At 41.2% G+C, this 16,198-nt stretch carries 11 protein-coding genes; 10 read left to right on the top strand and 1 reads right to left on the bottom strand.

Annotation, left to right across the window (positions count from 1 at the left end):
- Positions 1-3 precede the first annotated feature (3 nt).
- The 10 genes from esaA to O2S85_RS17390 all read left to right on the top strand — a co-directional run bounded on the left by esaA (position 4) and on the right by O2S85_RS17390 (position 13,931).
- Complete coding sequence (gene esaA, locus O2S85_RS17435; protein ID WP_269410548.1) at positions 4-3,591, top strand: type VII secretion protein EsaA; 3,588 nt, start codon at positions 4-6, stop codon at positions 3,589-3,591.
- The gene (gene essA, locus O2S85_RS17430; RefSeq protein WP_369419623.1) at positions 3,563-4,063 is read left to right on the top strand and encodes a type VII secretion protein EssA; all 501 of its coding nucleotides are present in this window, start codon (positions 3,563-3,565) and stop codon (positions 4,061-4,063) included. The genes esaA and essA overlap by 29 nt, the downstream gene beginning before the upstream one ends.
- Positions 4,064-4,075: 12 nt before the next feature.
- A complete protein-coding gene (locus tag O2S85_RS17425) occupies positions 4,076-4,330 on the top strand; it encodes an EsaB/YukD family protein (RefSeq protein WP_269410546.1) in 255 nt (84 codons plus the stop codon).
- A gap of 402 nt (positions 4,331-4,732) precedes the next feature.
- The gene (essB, locus tag O2S85_RS17420) at positions 4,733-6,073 is read left to right on the top strand and encodes a type VII secretion protein EssB (protein ID WP_269410545.1); all 1,341 of its coding nucleotides are present in this window, start codon (positions 4,733-4,735) and stop codon (positions 6,071-6,073) included.
- 48 nt (positions 6,074-6,121) lie between these two features.
- Positions 6,122-10,573, top strand: coding sequence for a type VII secretion protein EssC (gene essC, locus O2S85_RS17415; protein WP_269410544.1), 4,452 nt, complete (start codon positions 6,122-6,124; stop codon positions 10,571-10,573).
- A 12-nt stretch (positions 10,574-10,585) separates the two neighbouring features.
- The gene (locus O2S85_RS17410) at positions 10,586-11,008 is read left to right on the top strand and encodes a YwqH-like family protein (RefSeq protein WP_269410543.1); all 423 of its coding nucleotides are present in this window, start codon (positions 10,586-10,588) and stop codon (positions 11,006-11,008) included.
- Between the two features lie 5 nt (positions 11,009-11,013).
- Positions 11,014-11,304 carry a TIGR04197 family type VII secretion effector gene (locus O2S85_RS17405; RefSeq protein ID WP_269410542.1) on the top strand — a complete coding sequence of 97 codons (291 nt, stop codon included), beginning with the start codon at positions 11,014-11,016 and terminating at the stop codon, positions 11,302-11,304.
- A gap of 22 nt (positions 11,305-11,326) precedes the next feature.
- Positions 11,327-12,841, top strand: coding sequence for a T7SS effector LXG polymorphic toxin (locus tag O2S85_RS17400; RefSeq protein ID WP_269410541.1), 1,515 nt, complete (start codon positions 11,327-11,329; stop codon positions 12,839-12,841).
- Positions 12,842-12,879: 38 nt separating this feature from the next.
- Entirely contained in the window at positions 12,880-13,527 is a 648-nt protein-coding gene (locus O2S85_RS17395; RefSeq protein ID WP_269410540.1) for a DUF443 family protein, read from the top strand.
- A gap of 92 nt (positions 13,528-13,619) precedes the next feature.
- Complete coding sequence (locus tag O2S85_RS17390; protein WP_269410539.1) at positions 13,620-13,931, top strand: DUF4176 domain-containing protein; 312 nt, start codon at positions 13,620-13,622, stop codon at positions 13,929-13,931.
- Here O2S85_RS17390 and O2S85_RS17385 read toward each other — a convergent pair.
- Positions 13,864-15,630 carry an IS1182 family transposase gene (locus O2S85_RS17385; protein ID WP_269410538.1) on the bottom strand — a complete coding sequence of 589 codons (1,767 nt, stop codon included), beginning with the start codon at positions 15,628-15,630 and terminating at the stop codon, positions 13,864-13,866. The two genes, O2S85_RS17390 and O2S85_RS17385, sit on opposite strands and share 68 nt — an antisense overlap.
- Between the last annotated feature and the right edge of the window lie 568 nt (positions 15,631-16,198).

Genomic DNA, 16,198 nt, shown 5'->3' with positions numbered 1-16,198 from the left:
TCAATGAAAAAGGGATACAAACAGTTGGCATTGTTCCTGGTTTTAATGCTTGTCCTTGCTTCCGGATTGTCTTATTTATCGTTGCATCATGTGACGAAAAAGCAGGATCCGCAAGATGTACAGACCATGTCCATTGCTTTGGTAAATGAAGATCAAGGTACGATGTTTAATAACTACGAACTGAATTTTGGGGACGCGTTTGTTAAAGGTATGGACAAAAACAATGACCAGGATTGGTACGTTGTTAGCCGTGGTGTTGCGGAAAACGGGCTGGAAGAGAATACATACGATATGATGATTGTCATACCAAACGACTTTTCAAAAAAGGCATTATCGATCGATTCCGATTCACCTGAACAAGTCGAATTAAATTATAAGATTAATGCCTCCAAGAATGAGGATGTAAAAGCGCGGGCAGAAAAGACGGCCAGTTCTGTATTAAATGATTTTAACCGTCGCATTATTGATGTATATTTTGCCAGTGTGATTGGGCATCTGCAAAATGCGCAGGATAACATTGGCGGGATCATAGATAAGGAAGCGGAATATACATACACATACAACAATGACATCCATGATCCGCTCGCCAATTATACGAATCAGTTTCAAACAGTAAAAAACAGTACAAAAATCTCCAAAGATAGTTTCAGCGGATTTGAAAATACACTGGACTCCTTTAATAATAGTTTGTCAGACCGGGTAGATTCTGCTCAAGACTATTTATCTAGTATTAACGATACAGCACAATTACATCAGGCGAATAGTGCTCTATCGATGAATTTCCTTGATCAGTTAAATCAGTATCAAGGTCAGGTCAACAGTGCAGATATAGAAGAGCAGCTAAATCAATTGCAAGCTGCCAACCAAATGATTAGCCAGCAGTTTCAAAAACGACAAGATGATTCAAAACGTGATATGAGAAGTATTGTGACCGATACAAGGATGTTGCGGGCGCGTCTTCAGGATGCACTGGACACGGTCAATCAAGCACAGAAAAATGTCGATCAGATGCTGGAAACCGATATTCTTGATGATAAAGTGGGAAAAAAACTGTCGAAAATTATCGGGGACGCATTTAACAGTGAAAATGGCGATATGAGTGCCAATAAGTTTTTTGATTACGCGGATAACAACACTCGGGAATATATTGAAACACAAATTTCCAAGCTGCCTACCCTGGATGAAAATGTGATTGAGGGGTCGGGTCTTTCCCAAGGTACAGTTACCGAAATTAAAAACGTTTTGGCGATAACGAAGAAATATAAGGATGAGTTCGGCTCGGTAGAATCAGATACCGATGAAGACAAGATTTTAAATGTACAGGCATTGAAAGATTACTTGCACAAGACTGGGGTAACCATGACAGATTCCGTCATTCTTCCCGAGAACAAAAAGTCTGAGTCTGGGCAAATATTTGAGTTGCATGATATCCCTGATGAATTTACGGTCGAACGGTTAGCTTTACAGCTGCCAAATCAGCAAGAGGCCAACTATACCGATGCCTATTATCAAAATCATCAGATCAAATTGCCTGCAAATGTTAAAGGCAAGTTCAACGTTAAATTAACACTGCGGCTGAAGGATCCTGCCAGTGATATTGATGTCTACCAGCTGGCAAAATGGAGCTGGAGTCTGCATCAAAAGGACATTACCGATGCTGATGAGCCGGATGAATATACTTTAACAACTATGCCCAATACCCCGCTGGTTGCCAGTATGACGGAAGAAAAGGGCAACGACAACAAGGGAGAAGACAACAGTACCCAGCAACCAGATGCATCTGATAATAAAACGGATGAGGAACAACCAGATGACAAGGATACGGACGAAAAAAACGATGACACTGATCAACCAGCTGACAAGGATAATCAAGATAAAGACAAGGATAATCAAGATAAAGCAGACACAGATGATAATGAGGATAACCAGCCGGATGACAACGAAAAGGAATCTGAACAGCCGGGAAATCCTAAAGACGACAATGATACGGATGCCTATAAAGACAAAAATGAAGATCAAGACGAGAATAAGGAAGCGAACAAGGGAGATGAAGGTGATAAAGATGACGATGAGATTGAAAAAGTGGAAGTCATCAACAACACTATCCACCATGAAGTCGCATCACCTGTCATTGATGAAGCAACAAAGGATTTGATTCATGCAGTAACCAATACAATCGGTCCATACCAAAAATTGCTCGCTTCCTATGAGACCTATTTCGGGATTGATTTAACTTGTGACAACGCTGGTGGTCCTGGCGCGTGTTCTACGGTGGGGAATAATGGCAAAAGGTTGGAGGATATTGCTTCCAAGTCATCACTCTACTATCTGTTTAATAAAAAGGACACGGACGCAGTATTAGCTGATTATGTAATTGGTCGAATCAAAGCAGGTGTTACCGAGGAAGTTCGACAGCCACTGGAAAATTTACGGAATCGAATAACCGCGTATCAGGCATTTGTCGAAAAAACCGATGAAAATGCCGAACAGCTGGCCCAAAAAGTTTCCGATACAACGGATGCCGCCGCTTTGATGAATGAAAGCCTTGGAAAAACACTGGAGAGCATTACCAATTGGCGCGAACAAAGTATGGATCTGGTAGAAAATCATGCAGAAATTCAGCAAAACAATGATCAGGAACAAACTGCAGTGATGTCACTGGGCCAACAGTTTCAGCCATTATTAATGCAAAGTCAGGCCCTTGCCGATCAAGCGAGCGGGAATCTGCAATCGGCTTCCCGTGTGTATCAGACTTTTGATACGATCGATGACCAGGCAAGCGCCATTCAGGATAGCGGCGTTGCATTGGTGAATAAAGCGAAAGATCTTTCGACAAATATGACCAACAAAGTTTTGGATGACCAGGAATTTGCGGACAATTTTACGGGTGTGCTTGCCAACAGTCGAATTGGTGACCGGCAAAATGAGGATCTGTATGATTTCCTTTCCAACCCGGTAGAAACAAAAAATCAAGGAATTATTCTTGCCGGTGATACATTCACGCCATATTTCCTTGTGTTGATTTGTTTTATTGTCGCATTGTTTACAGCATATGTAATTTCCCTGAACAACCAGCGACGAACGGCAGGAGATCAGTTCGAACACGAGCAATCATTAATGGGCAAAAATGCGTTGATAACCGGAATCACCGCCAGTATTGGTATCGCCGAGGGATTAGTCATTGGACTCGTTTCCGGATACTTCCTGGGAATCAATAACGGGCAATTGATGATGTGGACCGGGTTAATAATCCTAATCATGCTCGCCATGCTGCTAGTGTCATCATACTTGCTGCGACAAATAAAAATGATTGGAATGTTTATCCTGCTTGCGATGTTAAGTGTCTATTTACTCTTAACCAAAGCATTGGGATCCGGACTCGGTGGTGTCGATACATTGCGAATGTATTCTCCTTTACAATATGTTGAAACCTTAATGACCAAGGTGACACAGGGGGACGATGGTTATTTCATGATAATGATGGTCATGATTGGGGTCATCCTGGTCGGTGCACTGGCTAATTTACTTGTCATACATCGCTCTGATAAAAGTAAATCGAAGGATGATGAACATGTTGCTGAGGCGAACTAAGCTCCTTTTTCTGTGTATATGTTGTTTTCTGCTGATGTTGCCTGTTACCGCATCAGCAGAAGACGATTCAAAAAACAAGGGTCAAATACAATGGAAGATTGATCGGATTATTCAAGGAGACAACGAGGGGCTCGAACGGAATACCGAAACAGAACAGGAAAAAAGGTTGCCAGATTTATTTAAAGAAGAAACCAAGAATAAGATAACATCGAAGCAAAAGGACCAGAAGGAATCGATGGAAGACTTGGAGCATTCGCTATTTACGATGGATATGGAGCCGGATACAACAGTAAAACAGGTCAAGCAATCATTGTTTACGGCGGACTATACGGCCCCAAAAGCAGAGAAACATAACGATCAGGAAGAGGAAAGTCAATCATGGTTCAATAACATGCTGTTCATCGTGCTGGCAGGTCTTGCTTGTATATTGTTTGGCGGTGTCTTTATCATGATGCGGAAATTGACAGATTAGGAGTGTGGGAAGATGTTACATGATACACATATTAATGTGACCATCGATTTTACCAGTTGTGGAAATGGCGGCATATATGATTTACGGATTCCCATCCAATTATCCGTCAAACAATTGCTGTTGGATGTGATCGATACCTTGAAACTGGACAAGTTGGATCGTTCCCGCTGTGCCGTAAAAGTGATTACCAAAGATTTGCTCTTGGCAGACGATGATATGTTAATCGATTTTCCCATAGCCGATGGAGACATTCTAACTGTTTTATAAAATCGGCTTATTGAACAAAGGCTGATGGAGGTACTTCTTCATCAGCATGTTTTACAAGAGAAGAAATAATAAAATTTATATCTGTATGAAATCTTTAACCAGAAAGGCCATGTCCAGCTTCAGCGCCCAACGGCTAGTGTGCTTCCTTCACCTCCGTACGATAAGTCAACATCGGTTCGGAGACAAAGGAAGGCCGACTAAGAACGGGCTTGCGCTCAGGCGTCGGCATACCCCTTTTGCAGGGGCATGTTTCCTTTATCTCCATGGTAGGAATGTTCGGTTAAAACCGCTGCTTTGCGCAGCAACACCGAACCACCCGTGTTGCGCGGGCGCAGCACATACGCCGCTGAACGGACCGCTTACGCCTTTCTTGATAGGAGCTTCAATGGAGGAGTCATAGGAATGAACGAAAAAACGATTGAATTTGATCGGCTCACACTGCAATTTTCAATAGAAGAGGGTATCTGGCAATTAGCACTGCCTAAGTCGCAAACCCGGGCAAAGGATATCCGGCAGCTAGCAATGATGCAACAGGCTCCTGAGGATGGATTTGTACCGGTGCAGGCAGAGGAAGAAGGGGATTCCTTTACGTTTTCATTTGCGGTCGGCCAGAATAACAAACATTGGGAAAAGGTCAAACAGCTGCGACGTAATGAAAAATTACGGCTGCTGTGTAATGTATCCCGGCTCAAAAAATATTTGTCAACAAGAATTACCTTTTTCCTCCATCCGGATAACTTGGTGTTCGATGATAACCTGATGCCTTTGATTGTCTACCGGGGGATTCGTGATATTGTTCCACCTTTTTCGATGAGTGAACAAGATTTTCTCAAACAATTAAAATGCCTAAGTATCGCCCTTATTTCCAATAAATATAGTTTTGACCAGCTGTACAATGGGGCGCTTGCCAACGCTAAGGAAACAGAATTTGAAAAACAGGTTAGCGGTATGGATGATCTTGCCGAACTGATAGCATTTTTGGAAGAAAGCTATCAGGCAGAGCAAAAGAAAACCCAGCGGCAGATGCAAGTTGTCCCCATTAAACGATTTCGTCTGTTTAAACAATTATCGATTATCATGATCATAGTTGCGGTCCTGTTGGCGGCACCACTTGCCTACTTCGGGTTTGTTACCATGCCATACCAGCACAAATTATTGGATGCCCATGATGCATATCTGGCTTCCGATTATGGAGAAGTGATTTCGACGCTCGAGAAAACAAATCCGGAAAAACTGCCCAAAGCGACCAAATACATTTTAGCTTATTCCTATATTACGGTAGAAAATTTATCGGATGAAAATAAGGAAGCCATCATGAAAAATGTTAGCCTAAAAAGTGATGATAATTACTTGCTCTATTGGATTTACAATGGACTTGGAGATCTGGAAACGGCAATGGATAAAGCCAAATATATCGATGATCCACAGTTGATTATGCACGGGATGATCCAACAGATTGAAGAAGCACAAAATGATCCGGATTTAAATGGGTCTGAACGAGATGAGAAGGTCAATGATTTAGAAGATGAATTGGACAAATACAAAGAAGAATATCTGGAGAACGATGACGATGAGGATGAAGCGGATAGCTCCGCGGCTGCCGGGGTAAAGGAGCAGGCAAAAGAACAAGCAAAGAAAGATAAGGAAGACAACAACAAGAAAAAAGCAGAAGACAAGAAACAAGATGAAGATAAGAAGAAAGACAAGCAAAAGAAAGATGAAAAGGATAAGAAAAAAGACTAGGTTCTGCTTAACAACTAGATGGACAGGTTTGGAGAGGAAGAAACAAAGATGGCTCAGAAAACATTGATGGTAAGCTATAGTGACCAACTGCATAAATGCCATTTACCCGATAACACGCCGAAAGAACTGACGGTGGGAAATGATTGGGCGGATACGGTGACATTTTTTACGCTGGATCGCTCCATCGCGGTTCATTGGGATGGGGAAGTATGTTATATTGCCGATCAGGTTTTACATAAAAATAAACAGTTGACCATTGCAGCGGATCAGCCGATACATTTTTATTTAATGGACAAGATGGAAGGTCAAATTTATGACGTAGCCGGTAAGCGCAGTATTACATTTGGCAATCACGATTATGATGATGTCATGATCAAAGACGTTCCGGTTGACTTTGTTCTTGTCCGGGAAACAGACAAACGGGGATTTTCTCTGGAGGTTCAGGAAGGGGATATTTACCATAACTTTACCCGGGCAAAGTTAAATATGCATCTTGAACCTGGGGATGAATTATTTTTTGCCGGAGTGTTTGTCCTGATTCGAACAGACGATATCCAGATTCATGCACCGGGGAAACAAGTAGCATCCAAGTTGATCCCGCTTGTAGAGGCTGACAATCATTTTAGCGTGGAATATCCCGATTACCATCGTTCACCAAGAATCATTTATCGGGAACCGGAGGAAAAGCGGGTCATTGCCAAGCCATCCAATAAACCGTCCAAACCAAGCGAACAATTGGCACGAACGATTGTCCCGCCACTGGTTATGATTGCCGCACTCGTGATTATTACGTTGATTCATCCGCGCGGGATCTATATTATTGTGATGCTGGCGATGACCGTGACAACGATTATCTTTTCCATCACATCATACGTAAAAAGTGTAAAAAAATATAAAAGAGACATGAAACACCGTGATAAAACATACCGTGAATATCTGCAACGAAAGATGAAAGAGCTCTACCATACCAGTGAAGAACAGCGTCATGCATTGGCGTATCATTATCCAAATGTGGAACAAATCCGGGATATGGCATTGCGTATTGATGCACGGACCTATGAGAAAACGATGTTCCACCATGACTTTTTACATTTTCGCACCGGACTTGGGCAAGTGGATTCCAGCTTTGAGATTGAATTTAAAGAGGAGGAGTTTACCCAGGAACAAGATGTACTAGTTGATATGGCACGTGAATTACGTTCCCAATACCAAGGGATAACCGATGTTCCAGTGGTCACCTCACTTACCAAGGGGCCGGTCGGTTATATCGGCCAGCGGGAACTTGTACTGGAACAACTACAATTATTAGTCATGCAAATCGCCTTGTTTCAAAGTTATCACGATGTGCAATTTATTACGATTTTTCCAGAAGAAGAAAAAACGGATTGGAACTGGATGCGCTGGCTGCCACATGCCAGTTTGCAAGATTTGAACGTTCGCGGATTTATCTATCATGAACGATCCCGTGACCAAGTCTTGCATTCGATATATCAAGTGTTGAAAGAACGCAAGCTGGTGTTGGATGAAAAAGCCAATCAAAACGAGAAAACCTATTTTTCACCGCATTATGTCGTGCTGATAACCGATGAGAAGCTGATTTTGGACCATACGATCATGGAATTCTTTAATGACGATCCAAGCGAGCTCGGTGTTTCCCTCGTGTTTGTCCAGGATGTAATGCAGTCTTTACCGGAACATGTCACAACGGTAATTGATATTCGTGACGCAAAAAGCGGAAATATTATCTTGGAAGAAGGCGAATTGGTCAACCACAGTTTCGTACCGGATCATTTTCCAGCAGGCTTTAACAAGGAAGATGTCTCCCGGGCGCTGGCTCCACTCAACCATTTGCAAAGTCTGAAAAACACGATACCGGAAAGTGTTACCTTTTTGGAAATGTACGGTGTAGAGAAAGTGGAGCAGTTGGGGATTGCCCAGCGCTGGCAGCAAAATGAAACATATAAAAGCATGGCTGTTCCGCTGGGGCTGCGTGGAAAAGACGATATCGTGCAGTTGAATTTACACGAAAAAGCACACGGGCCACACGGACTTGTCGCCGGTACGACTGGCTCGGGTAAATCAGAAATCATTCAATCCTATATTCTGTCATTGGCTGTCAATTTCCACCCGTATGAAGTTGCCTTTCTCTTAATTGACTATAAAGGCGGTGGCATGGCGAACTTATTCAGGAATATGCCGCATTTACTCGGGACGATTACCAACCTCGACCGGGCACAGGCATTACGCGCGCTGGCATCAATCAAAGCAGAACTGCAAAAACGCCAGCGCTTATTCGGGGAACACAATGTTAACCATATTAACCAATATCAGAAGCTGTACAAACAAGGAGAAGCAAGTGAAGCCATGCCCCACCTGTTCCTGATATCCGACGAGTTTGCCGAGCTAAAAGCAGAACAACCGGATTTTATGAAAGAATTGGTATCCACGGCACGGATTGGTCGTTCGTTGGGCATTCATTTAATCCTGGCAACACAAAAACCAAGCGGGGTTGTCGATGACCAAATCTGGTCGAACTCCAAATTCAAGCTGGCACTCAAAGTACAAAATGCCAGTGATTCCAATGAAGTGCTGAAAACCCCCGATGCAGCGGAAATTACTTTGCCAGGTCGGGCATATTTGCAGGTCGGGAACAATGAAATCTATGAACTGTTCCAGAGCGCCTGGAGTGGAGCGGATTATGTCCCGGATAAAGATGATCATGAACTGGTCGATACTACCATCTACGCCATCAATGACTTGGGACAGTATGATATTTTGACCGAGGACTTGAGCGGATTAGACAAGAAAGACGAGATTGAGCAGACACCAACGGAATTGGATGCGGTGATTGATTATATTCACGATTATACGGAGGCGCAGCAGATTGAGCCATTGCCAAGGCCGTGGTTGCCGCCATTGCCTGAGCAGATCTTTGCCCAAGACTTGCATCCGGTCGATTTTAAAGAGGCTTGGCAGGAGCCCAAGAAGCTATTACACGCAACCATTGGCTTGTTAGACCAACCGGAATTACAGGCACAGGAGCCACTAATAATCGATTTGACGAAAAACGGACATATCGCTGTTTTCTCCAGTCCCGGTTATGGAAAATCTACCTTTCTGCAAACATTGGTCATGGACCTGGTTCGGCAGCATAATCCGGAGCACTTGCATATTTATTTACTAGACTTTGGCACCAACGGGTTATTGCCATTGAAAAACTTACCACATGTGGCGGATATGATGTTAGTTGATGAAATAGAAAAGATCGGTAAGTGGATTCGTTTATTAACCAACACTATCAAAGACCGAAAGAGGAAGTTAAGTCAATATGGTGTAGCGAATATGGAGATGTATGAAAAGGCAAGTGAAGAAACCGTGCCGAACATTATGATTGCGATTGATAACTATGACACGGTAAGGGAAGCAGATTTCGGGGAAGAATTTGATCGGTTAATTACGCAAATCGCCCGTGAGGGTGCAAGCATTGGTATCCATTTAGCGATCAGTGCAGGCAGACAAAACGCCTTGAAAATGCCGTTATTATCTAATATGAAACTGCAAATCGCTTTATATTTAATTGATTCCATGGAAGTACGATCGATTGTTGGAAAAACGGATTTGGAAATTGAGGAAATCGCCGGACGCGGATTGGTGAAATTGGAAGATCCAGCATTGTTTCAGGCTACCTTGCCGGCAGAAGGTGAAGAAGCACTTGGTATGATTGATAAGATTCAAGAGACGGCGAAATTGATGGATGAGCATTGGGATGGGGAGCGGCCTGAGGACATTCCGATGATGCCTGAGGGAGCAATTGATTTTGAGCAGTTCAAGAAAAATAAACGAACGAAAAAGCACGTCGAAAAGGAATTGCTACCATTGGGGCTTGAATTCGAGGAAGTTACCCCACTTGTATATGATCCGGAGAAATACAATTTCCTTACTGTTGTCAGTGACCGAAAAGACGGTCTCGATAAACTGACCAATGCACTTGCGAAAAATATGACGATGCTGAATGGTGCATACCATACCATGTTAATCGATACCAATGATAAGCCGCTTATAGACATAGGAAACCAATTAAATGCTTACCCCTCGGATGCAGAGGGTGTTACCGTGGTAAAAGAAGATCTGATAACTGAAATTAATCATCGTTTACAAGGAAATGCGGAAAAAACTAAGTGGCTTGTTATGATTAAAGATTTGAAAGATTTTGCATCCCGGAGTAAGCTGGATGATAAGGAGTTGCCATTACTATTGGAAGAAGGACCTTCCGTTGGCATTCATTTTATTATATGCGGAGACTATGGATTTATCGGAAGCAGTTATGACCCGGCACCAAAATACGTCCGCAGGCAATCAACAGTTGGTCTGCTCACGATGCGGCTTGGCGACCAGGATATATTCAGCCAGCCGTTTATCCGAAAAGAAAAATATCCAAATCCATATGAATGTTATTACGCCATGGATCATGAATATGTGAAAATAAAAATTCCGGAATAAGGAGGAGTGTAGATGGGCGCAGGAACATCGCTTAGCAGTTTGAAAAAGCAAAAGACAACGGTCGAGGCAGGAATGGAAAATTCAAGGAACATGATTTCGGCTGCAACTGAAAAAGTTAAACGTCTGCAGGAGGCATCAAGCTCTATGCAGACCAGCATTCAAAGTTTAACAAACATTAAGAAGGAGATTGATGACTTTGAAGTGAACAAGTCAAAATGGGAGGGTGAAGAGGAGAAGCAATTTGAAGCAAAATATAACTCCTATGGCGTTTTTGTAGGAATGTATGACTCTGATACGAGCAAAGCAAAACAACAAATTGATGAAGATCTTGAGGCGGCAAGAAAAGAAAAGGCTCATGCCGAGGCTGGACTGGAAAATCTGCAAAATGTATTGGACAGCTTGGAGTCCAATATTAAAGCAGCGAAGGAGGATTAATAGAGATGGCTGAAGAAGTTAGTATTAAAATAAGTGAATTTAACTCGAATATTAACAGCCTGCGGTCAGCTTGTTCCAGCATTAAGAGTAGCATCAATATAACTCGGGAATTTGATAAAACGAATCTTAAGCCATTTATGGATGATCTGGAAACAACGATTGATGCCATCAAGTTGTTAGAAAGGTATAAACAGATGTTGGATTCCGATATTAATGCATTGGATAACGTCGGGAAAGAAATGGTAGAAAATGATGAGCAACTGGCTAAGGTAAGCGGACCACAAATGATGAAATGATCGTGCATAAGGAGGGTAACGAATGGCAAATAAAGTGGATATGTCCGAGGTAAACGATTTTTCAAAAGATCTGCAAGAAGCTTCCGCCGATTTTCAGTCTCAGTTAGACAAGGTAATAGAAAATATTGAAACGATTAATGGCATGGATTCCTTTTCAGGAAAAGCAGCAAAGGAAGCGAAACAATATTTTGGCGAACTGCATGTAACATTATTGGATTCATTTAAAGGGTTGTTTGATGACCTTGAAGGAAATTTGCAGCAGCATATCGATACATTCGAATCCGATGTCGATAGCAGCGATTCTGCCATCATTAAGAGCAATTATTTGAAGAATGTCAAGAAAGACATTAATGAAGTATTTGAGGATTTGGAGAAGCAGGACGAAATCATCCATGATATAATTGGAAAAGTGAATGATATTTCTTCCGTTACTCCCCCGTCTTTTACGGATGTAGTCGAATGGAAAAAGAAGGCGGTCAAGAAAATTACAGAGCTGGATGAAGATTTATCCTCGTTCAATGGTGTAGGCGATGAAACAGATGTGAAACAAGTCATAAATCAGATTGAAACAGTGATGAATAATGCTAAAGCGAGTGAAGGGAAAGCGCGGTTTGCGGATTTTGAAGGTGCTTCTGAGGGTAGTGAGCTAGCGAAGTTAAAGAGTTACAGTGAGGGTAAGAAAGAAGAACAGATGGAGAAGGCTAAGAATATTAAGGAAAGTGCGCTTAAGGAACTAAATAAACCTTCATCCAGAGAAGTAGTAAATAAAGCCTACACAGAATTTAAGAACGGTGAAATTGACTATGATCAATTCACTGCCATATTGAATGTCGTTAAAAGTACAAATGGAAATATGAGTGAAGAAGAGTTAAAGGAGGAGTCAACAGATAGTTTTATAAAATACTTGGAAGATCATGATATGCTGGAACAATATTTGGATGATCATCAGACTTTCGCAGAGTACGTTGTGAAAAAAATGCCTAAAATGCTTTGGGAACATGCAGAAGGATATTTACCTATCTTCTTAAAGAAATCGGGGCTTAGTAGAAAAGAGTTAGCTGATTATTTAATGGAAAGTGAAAAAGAAATATCCTCTCGAACGAAGGTAGCGGATCTGAATTTTTATAGGGAAATAAAAGATACGTATAAACAGTCTGATAAGTTGTTACAGTTTTCTAAGTATGCAAAAGGAGCAGGAAAGGCATTTGGATGGGCAGGAGTCGGTTATGGCTTTTATGATGATGTTGCAAATAATGGTAAAACAGCGGGAGAAGCAGTCGCGCATAGCGGAACAGTATTAGCAATAGGAACTTCAATTGCGTTGGCGTTTCCTCCGGGGGGAGTGGCTGTAGCGGTTGGTGTAGGAGCAACAGCAGCTTTTGAATTTTTATATAGTCATAACACTTTAGGCCTCCAAGACAGTTTGGATAAAGCAGGTGAAAAAATAAGCGAGTGGGGAAAAGCAGCAGGGGACTTTTTCAAGAATCCAGGTGAGTCTATAGCTAGCGGTCTTAGTTCTTTGAATCCCTTTGCTTAATGGACAAGAACGAATGACGAAGATTAGGAGATTGCTTTATGAAAGGCGAAGTACAACATTTAGCTAACAATGAACGTTTTCGAATTTTGAATATCGATGGGGAAACCTACATCATGGATATAGAACGATCCTTTTGGAAGATTATTTTTCCATTTTTCTTCTGGCTTCTTCCCAATTATATTTTCAAAGTTGAGGATCAGGCTGTTATAGAACGATTAAAGACCGAAAAAATGAAAAAAACGGGGGGATCTTATCTGGTTTTCGCCACTGGGGTTTCCTATACGGGTGGGATGTTTTTAGCCCCTTTAATGGATTACTTTAACGTTCCCATGTCGCCATTAATCAATATAGCATTGCTGGTGCTTGCTATAGTATTGGTGGGTTTATTATCTTTTTCCATCAGTCGAAACCGCAAAAAGAAAATGTATGATGTTCTTGAATTTGAAACATTGCCCAAGGGAAAACTGTGGATTCGCCCAGGTTCAGTGAGACATTTTTTAAACGTATTATTGAGTTATCTTGTGATTTTAGGATTGAGTGTATTTTTTTTCCTAGGATATGTTGAATCTCGAAATGTTATGGTGCTAATCGTTGCATCAGGAATATTATTTGGCATATTTCTGCTCAATCACAAAACATTTAAAGAAGGAAATATTACCGTGAAATTAAAGGATAGAAGAATATAAAAATAAAAACAGGTAAACAAAAGTTTTCCTTAACATTAAAATCTAGGGACTTTTGTTGTAAGGTAAATTAAATTAGTAGAGGGGAATACAATATGTTACCTATTGGATCAATTGTATATCTGAGAGAAGGAACGAGTAAAATTATGATTCTGAACAGAGCTCCTATTCTTCCTTCAGAGGGCACTGAAATTGAGGGAATCTGGTATGATTATTCGGGATGCTTTTACCCGCAGGGATTGGACCCCAACAACGTCTATTATTTTAATGAAGAAAATATAGATGAAGTGGTCTTTGAAGGATTTAAAGATGAAGAAGAAGAACGATTCAATAAGATTTTCAAGGACTGGCAGGAAGAAGAAAAGCCAAACATAAAAAAAGGTACGGTTTCTGGTCCAGTGAAATAAAACAGAATGTACATGAAAAAGAGGCTGGGACATAACTAGCCAAAAATAGTAAATAAAAAGGTTCCAAGCAAATCAAAAGTTTGCTTGGAACCTTTTTTGTGGAGTTGTTTCTATCTTCCGGTACTAATTTACTGTTCGTGGCGGTGTACTTTCTCAAGTTCACCGCCATCAATGCGAAGGCTAATTCATTTTTCACTTTCTGTTTTCCTCTGACAGAAAAACGAGTGAAACCCAAATTAGCCTTCAAGAAACCGAACGCTGGTTCTACGTCAATTTTACGTTTTCCGTAAATTTCACCAGTTTTCTCGTCTGAAAGCTTCGCACGTACATATTCTTTTTGGGATTCCCACTTTTCATTCATGTAGACTTTTCGGTTGTTTCCTTCTTTTGCTTTCGTACATAAATCGCGGAGTGGACAGCCCGAACAGTCCTCACATTCGTACACTTTAAATTCACGGGTGAATCCGTACCTGTCTGTTCGTTTGGAATGATGACTAAACCGTATTTTCCGTCCATTTGGGCACAGAAAAGTATCTTCGTCCTCATTATAATCCCAATTATCTACATGAAAAGCGTTGTTCTTATGCTTCTTTTTCTTCTCCTTTCGATATTGATTGTATGTAATAAGTGGCGTTCGATTTCGATTCTCGATGATATCTTCATAATTCTGTTCACTGCCATATCCGGCATCCGCGACAATGTGTTCCGGCAGTTCGAAAAAGTTTTCTTCAATCGAGTCGAGAAAAGGAATTAAAGTGCGTGTATCCGTCGGGTTTGGGAAAACATCGTAAGCGAGCGCGTATTGACCTTCCGTTGCAATCTGGACATTGTAACCAGCTTTCAATTGACCGTTCTTCATGTAGTCGTCCTTCATGCGCATAAACGTCGCATCCGGATCTGTCTTTGAATAACTGTTACGGTCCCCGAATTTCTCCATATCGTTTTGATACTTTTGCTTACGAGTGATGAAATCGTTAAACTGCTTGCGAGCTTGTTTTGGAAATTTACGTTCGGAACGGATTTTCTTTCGTTCGCTACCAACTTCACAAGCTTCGATTTTTTTATCGTATTCCTCAACCTTTTCATCTAACTTTTCGACTACTTCTTCCATTTCTTTAACGGAAAGTTTCTCTTCTGTTTCTCGCTCTATTGCCGGGATGATCTCCTTCTCCAACAGCTCATCATACAGTTGATTGGACTTTTCGATTAGCTTATCACTATATTTTTCAACGGATTTCCGCCACACAAAGGTGAACTTATTGGCGTTCGCTTCAATTTTTGTACCATCAATAAAAATGGCTTCCTCTTCAATCAATTCCTTTTCCACAAGCTGATTCCGGAACTGGACAAAGCATTCACGTAGTATGTTTTCGATGAGTGGATGAGAACGGAAACGATTGATGGTGCGATAGCTGGGTTCGTGTCCTTGAGCCAACCACATCATGCGGATACTATCCTGTAATAAAGCTTCTATTTTACGACCAGAAAACACGGATTGCGTATACCCACACAAAATGATTTTCAACATCATGCGAGGATGGTACGCAGGACGGCCGGTTTGTCGTATTAAGTCATCGAAAACCTCTTCGGGAATACTCTCGACAAGATCATTGATCGCAAAAGCAATATCATTCTCTTTCAATTTAATTTCTAAATCTAGCGGCAAAACTACCTGATTCATGGTATAATGTTTAAACATAAGGACACCTCCAAAATTATTGTCAGGTAACTTTAATTTTATCAAAAGGTGTCCTTTTTGTTTACTAAAATAATGTCAAAAAAGGCGTGGGGCCTACACTTTTTTTAGTGTAAGCTCCTACGCCTTAATTTTTATTTACTGGAGTTTTGTCCCAGCCTCTTTTATATCGGATTTACATAGGATAATAAGTTAATGGCTTTTATATCACTTTTCGGAAAAGACTCCAAAGGAAACAATATTTTTAATGATCTCCACGTACAATAGTGGAATCATTTCAAGGATTGTTTTATGACTTTGGGGAAAATTTGCGGCAGCATATTGATAATTTGGATCCGATGTCGATAGCAGTGATTCCGCCATTATTAAGAGCAACTATTTGAAAGAGGTCAAAGAAGACATTAATAGATTTATCCTCGTTCAATGGTGTATGAATATTGCCATGCGAAAGACCCAGCTTTGCCATATTTTAGACCCACTTGTGACAAGAAATAGACCCACCTCTGAAACACCACCACGGTCACAAACAAGGTCAAGGGTGTTGGTCTTGGCACATTTTAAGACTATGAAA

Source organism: Lentibacillus daqui (genome assembly GCF_027186265.1).
GTDB classification, from domain to species: Bacteria; Bacillota; Bacilli; order Bacillales; family Amphibacillaceae; genus Lentibacillus_C; species Lentibacillus_C daqui.
This window is presented reverse-complemented; position numbering and strand designations above follow the sequence as displayed.

Bases quoted from the DNA above. Each gene is read 5' to 3' on its own strand.
- O2S85_RS17405 (WP_269410542.1), top strand. From the start codon at position 11,014: ATGGCTGAAGAAGTTAGTATTAAAATAAGTGAATTTAACTCGAATATT.
- essC (WP_269410544.1), top strand. From the start codon at position 6,122: ATGGCTCAGAAAACATTGATGGTAAGCTATAGTGACCAACTGCATAAA.
- O2S85_RS17425 (WP_269410546.1), top strand. From the start codon at position 4,076: ATGTTACATGATACACATATTAATGTGACCATCGATTTTACCAGTTGT.
- O2S85_RS17410 (WP_269410543.1), top strand. From the start codon at position 10,586: ATGGGCGCAGGAACATCGCTTAGCAGTTTGAAAAAGCAAAAGACAACG.
- O2S85_RS17385 (WP_269410538.1), bottom strand. From the start codon at position 15,630: ATGTTTAAACATTATACCATGAATCAGGTAGTTTTGCCGCTAGATTTA.
- esaA (WP_269410548.1), top strand. From the start codon at position 4: ATGAAAAAGGGATACAAACAGTTGGCATTGTTCCTGGTTTTAATGCTT.
- O2S85_RS17395 (WP_269410540.1), top strand. From the start codon at position 12,880: ATGAAAGGCGAAGTACAACATTTAGCTAACAATGAACGTTTTCGAATT.
- O2S85_RS17400 (WP_269410541.1), top strand. From the start codon at position 11,327: ATGGCAAATAAAGTGGATATGTCCGAGGTAAACGATTTTTCAAAAGAT.
- essB (WP_269410545.1), top strand. From the start codon at position 4,733: ATGAACGAAAAAACGATTGAATTTGATCGGCTCACACTGCAATTTTCA.
- essA (WP_369419623.1), top strand. From the start codon at position 3,563: ATGATGAACATGTTGCTGAGGCGAACTAAGCTCCTTTTTCTGTGTATA.
- O2S85_RS17390 (WP_269410539.1), top strand. From the start codon at position 13,620: ATGTTACCTATTGGATCAATTGTATATCTGAGAGAAGGAACGAGTAAA.